A 5502-nucleotide genomic window follows, 5' to 3' on the forward strand; every position below is an offset into this window, starting at 1 on the left:
CAGGAGTAGAACACGTATTATAAGTGTTTATAAGGTTCGATTCCTTATTGATTAACAAAGAGCTAGTGGCGAAGAAGATCGCTTCATTAGTTATTAAAAAGTTCATAGACATATTGATTGACAGCGCGTATTATACTATTTATAGTATATACGAAGAATAAAAACTAGAAACATCAAAGAGATACGATTATAAATTCCGTTGTATTGTTTTAGAATAATATTTAAAGACAAACGATGAAGAGTTTGATCCTGGCTCAGGATGAACGCTAGCGGCAGGCTTAACACATGCAAGTCGAGGGGTAACAGAGGTAGCTTGCTACTTGCTGACGACCGGCGCACGGGTGCGTAACGCGTATAGAATCTACCTTATAGTAAAGGATAGCCCAGAGAAATTTGGATTAATACTTTATAGTATCAAAAAACAGCATTGTTTTATGATTAAAGATTTATCGCTATAAGATGACTATGCGTTCTATTAGCTAGTTGGTATGGTAACGGCATACCAAGGCTACGATAGATAGGGGTCCTGAGAGGGAGATCCCCCACACTGGTACTGAGACACGGACCAGACTCCTACGGGAGGCAGCAGTGAGGAATATTGGACAATGGAGGCAACTCTGATCCAGCCATGCCGCGTGTAGGAAGACTGCCCTATGGGTTGTAAACTACTTTTATAGAGGAAGAAACAGTATTACGTGTAATACTCTGACGGTACTCTACGAATAAGGATCGGCTAACTCCGTGCCAGCAGCCGCGGTAATACGGAGGATCCAAGCGTTATCCGGAATCATTGGGTTTAAAGGGTCCGTAGGCGGGTTTGTAAGTCAGTGGTGAAAGTTTTCGGCTCAACCGGAAAATTGCCATTGATACTGCAAGTCTTGAATTATTGTGAAGTGGTTAGAATATGTAGTGTAGCGGTGAAATGCATAGATATTACATAGAATACCGATTGCGAAGGCAGATCACTAACAATATATTGACGCTAAGGGACGAAAGCGTGGGTAGCGAACAGGATTAGATACCCTGGTAGTCCACGCCGTAAACGATGGTTACTAGCTGTTCGGATTTCGATCTGAGTGGCTAAGCGAAAGTGATAAGTAACCCACCTGGGGAGTACGTTCGCAAGAATGAAACTCAAAGGAATTGACGGGGGCCCGCACAAGCGGTGGAGCATGTGGTTTAATTCGATGATACGCGAGGAACCTTACCAGGGCTTAAATGTAGATTGACAGGTTTAGAGATAGACTTTCCTTCGGGCAATTTACAAGGTGCTGCATGGTTGTCGTCAGCTCGTGCCGTGAGGTGTCAGGTTAAGTCCTATAACGAGCGCAACCCCTGTTGTTAGTTGCCAGCGAGTGATGTCGGGAACTCTAGCAAGACTGCCGGTGCAAACCGCGAGGAAGGTGGGGATGACGTCAAATCATCACGGCCCTTACGTCCTGGGCCACACACGTGCTACAATGGTAGGTACAGAGAGCAGCCACTGGGCGACCAGGAGCGAATCTATAAAGCCTATCACAGTTCGGATCGGAGTCTGCAACTCGACTCCGTGAAGCTGGAATCGCTAGTAATCGGATATCAGCCATGATCCGGTGAATACGTTCCCGGGCCTTGTACACACCGCCCGTCAAGCCATGGAAGCTGGGAGTACCTGAAGTCCGTCACCGCAAGGAGCGGCCTAGGGTAAAACTGGTAACTGGGGCTAAGTCGTAACAAGGTAGCCGTACCGGAAGGTGCGGCTGGAACACCTCCTTTCTAGAGACTTCCTTTTATAAGGGAATCAGAGATGATACGATGGAATGTATCTGTTGGTTGTTTTTAGTTTTTAGCTGTTAATTAATTATTTAAGAGAAATTAGATGCTAGATTTTTGGATTCTAGATTTTTGGTCTAGATTCTATTTTCTATAAGTCTGTTCTCTTAAAAAAGACAGTCTCATAGCTCAGCTGGTTAGAGCGCTACACTGATAATGTAGAGGTCGGCAGTTCGAGTCTGCCTGAGACTACAAGATAATACGTTCATATTATTATATTGAAAGGAAATTTTAGAAGTTGAGAATTCATTACTTCATTATTCGAGATTCTGAATTGGACATTTAGGATTTCACAAATGGGGGATTAGCTCAGCTGGCTAGAGCGCCTGCCTTGCACGCAGGAGGTCATCGGTTCGACTCCGATATTCTCCACAATTCTTTAGATATAGAGATTGATAGATTATAAAACACAGGATTCATATTATGAAAAACGTTTTATTTTCATTGGCTTTATGTTGTTATACAAGAAAAACGTTCATTGACATATTGATTTAAAAATACGAGCACATATATTTATATATGTGATAAAAAAAGAGTGATAATATCGATGATATTATCAAAAAACTAAAAGAGCAAGTTAAAGCAAGAGCATAAGCTAATTAAGGGCGTATGGGGAATGCCTAGGCTCTCAGAGGCGATGAAGGACGTGACAAGCTGCGAAAAGCTACGGGGACAGGCACATACTGATTGATCCGTAGATATCCGAATGGGGCAACCCGGCATATTGAAGATATGTCACCTAGCAATAGGAGCGAACCCGGAGAACTGAAACATCTAAGTACCCGGAGGAGAAGAAAACAAAAGTGATTCCGTAAGTAGTGGCGAGCGAACGCGGATTAGCCCAAACCATAATTGTTACGGCAGTTGTGGGGTTGTAGGACTACGATATGAGCGATGTAATGAATTAGAATTGGATGGAAATCCAAGCCAAAGACGGTGATAGCCCGGTATAAGTAAAGACCATCAATCTAGTAGTATCCTGAGTAGTGCGGGGCACGTGAAACCCTGTGTGAATTTGGCGGGACCATCCGTTAAGGCTAAATACTCCTGAGAGACCGATAGTGAACCAGTACCGTGAGGGAAAGGTGAAAAGAACCCTGAATAAGGGAGTGAAAAAGATCCTGAAACCATACGCTTACAAGCGGTCGGAGCGCATTTATGTGTGACGGCGTGCCTTTTGCATAATGAGCCTACGAGTTACTTTTACTAGCGAGGTTAAGTTGTTCAGCAACGGATCCGTAGCGAAAGCGAGTCTGAATAGGGCGTTATAGTTAGTAGTAGTAGACGCGAAACCGTGTGATCTACCCTTGGGCAGGTTGAAGCTTTGTTAACCCAAAGTGGAGGACCGAACCCGTTGACGTTGAAAAGTCTTGGGATGACCTGAGGGTAGGGGTGAAAGGCCAATCAAACTCGGAAATAGCTCGTACTCCCCGAAATGCATTTAGGTGCAGCGTTGGTATAGTTTTATAGAGGTAGAGCTACTGATTGGATGCGGGGGCTTCACCGCCTACCAATTCCTGACAAACTCCGAATGCTATAAAATGTTTACCAGCAGTGAGGGCATGGGTGCTAAGGTCCATGTCCGAGAGGGAAAGAACCCAGACCATCAGCTAAGGTCCCAAAATATATGTTAAGTTGAAAAAACGCGGTTGAACTGCTTAGACAGCTAGGATGTTGGCTTGGAAGCAGCCATTCATTTAAAGAGTGCGTAACAGCTCACTAGTCGAGCGGTTCGGCATGGATAATAATCGGGCATAAACATATTACCGAAGCTATGGACAGATTTATTCTGTGGTAGGGGAGCATTGTAGTGGCGTTGAAGGTGTACTGCGAGGTATGCTGGAGTAGCTACAAAAGAAAATGTAGGCATAAGTAACGATAAGGAGGGCGAGAAACCCTCCCACCGAAAGACTAAGGTTTCCTCAGCTATGCTAATCAGCTGAGGGTTAGTCGGGACCTAACGCGAACCCGAAGGGGGTAGTGGATGGACAACAGGTTAATATTCCTGTACCTGCTCACACTAAAAGTGACGGAGGCGAGTAGTTAGTGCGCACTGACGGAAATGTGCGTTGAAGGGAACAGTAATGTCCCGATAGTACACAGAGGCTACGGCCAATGTGATAATCTAGCGAATCGACTTCCAAGAAAAACAAGTGAAGCAGCCCGTACCGTAAACCGACACAGGTAGTTGGGATGAGAATTCTAAGGTGCTCGAGAGATTCATGGCTAAGGAACTAGGCAAAATCGACCCGTAACTTCGGGAGAAGGGTCGCCCATCTTCGGATGGGCCGCAGTTAAAAGGTCCAGGCGACTGTTTATCAAAAACACAGGGCTATGCTAAATAGAAATATGATGTATATGGCCTGACACCTGCCCGGTGCCGGAAGGTTAAGAGGAGATGTTATCTTCGGAGAAGCATTGAATTGAAGCCCCGGTAAACGGCGGCCGTAACTATAACGGTCCTAAGGTAGCGAAATTCCTTGTCGGGTAAGTTCCGACCTGCACGAATGGTGCAACGATCTGGACACTGTCTCAGCCATGAGCTCGGTGAAATTGTAGTATCGGTGAAGATGCCGGTTACCCGCTGTGGGACGAAAAGACCCCGTGAACCTTTACTATAGCTTAGTATTGACTTTGGATAAGTAATGTGTAGGATAGGTGGGAGACTTTGATCTAGCGTCGCCAGGCGTTAGTGAGTCATTGTTGAAATACCACCCTTTGCTTATTCGAAGCCTAACTCCTTTTTAGGAGGACAGTGCTTGGTGGGTAGTTTGACTGGGGTGGTCGCCTCCAAAAGAGTAACGGAGGCTTCTAAAGGTTTGCTCAGTACGGTTGGTAATCGTGCGCAGAGTGCAATGGCATAAGCAAGCTTGACTGAGAGGCCTACAAGCCGATCAGGTACGAAAGTAGAGCATAGTGATCCGGTGGTTCCGCATGGAAGGGCCATCGCTCAAAGGATAAAAGGTACTCCGGGGATAACAGGCTGATCTCCCCCAAGAGCTCATATCGACGGGGGGGTTTGGCACCTCGATGTCGGCTCGTCACATCCTGGGGCTGGAGAAGGTCCCAAGGGTTGGGCTGTTCGCCCATTAAAGTGGCACGCGAGCTGGGTTCAGAACGTCGTGAGACAGTTCGGTCTCTATCTACAGTGGGCGTTAGAAATTTGAGTGGATCTGACTTTAGTACGAGAGGACCGAGTTGGACTAACCGCTGGTGTATCTGTTGTTCCGCCAGGAGCATTGCAGAGTAGCTACGTTGGGAAGGGATAAGCGCTGAAAGCATATAAGCGCGAAACCCACCACAAGATGAGATTTCTTTAAAGGGTCGTGGGAGACTACCACGTTGATAGGCTATAGGTGTAAAGGCAGTAATGTCATAGCCAAGTAGTACTAATAACCCATAGGCTTATGCTAACCCTGATGGTGAGTAATCATCATCAGGGTGCAGAATTGCTTAACAGATCAATTAGTTTATCTTATATCTCGTATATTAAATCAATATGTTAACTTATTAATTCTCGTGAATACGAGAATCTCCTAGCTAAGGCATAAGAATCAGTTAATTAGATTTTTGTCTACGCAGGAAAAAGCTTAAGGTGGTTATAGCATCAGGGCTCACCTCTTACCATTCCGAACAGAGAAGTTAAGCCTGATAGCGCCAATGGTACTACAATCGTGGGAGAGTAGGTCG

The 5502-nt window shown here is 45.5% G+C and carries 2 tRNA genes and 3 rRNA genes; all 5 read left to right on the forward strand.

The features are described from left to right. The first annotated feature begins 231 nt into the window (after positions 1-231). A 16S ribosomal RNA gene (locus CVD18_RS21135) occupies positions 232-1755 on the forward strand. Positions 1756-1930: 175 nt separating this feature from the next. Next, positions 1931-2004, forward strand: a tRNA-Ile gene (locus tag CVD18_RS21140). Positions 2005-2110: 106 nt separating this feature from the next. After that, positions 2111-2184 (forward strand) — tRNA-Ala (locus CVD18_RS21145). A gap of 216 nt (positions 2185-2400) precedes the next feature. Then, positions 2401-5225: ribosomal RNA gene (locus CVD18_RS21150) — 23S ribosomal RNA — on the forward strand. 178 nt (positions 5226-5403) lie between these two features. After that, positions 5404-5502 (forward strand): 5S ribosomal RNA (gene rrf / locus CVD18_RS21155); the annotation flags it as partial.

Source organism: Aquimarina sp. I32.4, from assembly GCF_002924285.1.
In the GTDB taxonomy this organism is placed as follows: Bacteria; Bacteroidota; Bacteroidia; order Flavobacteriales; family Flavobacteriaceae; genus Aquimarina.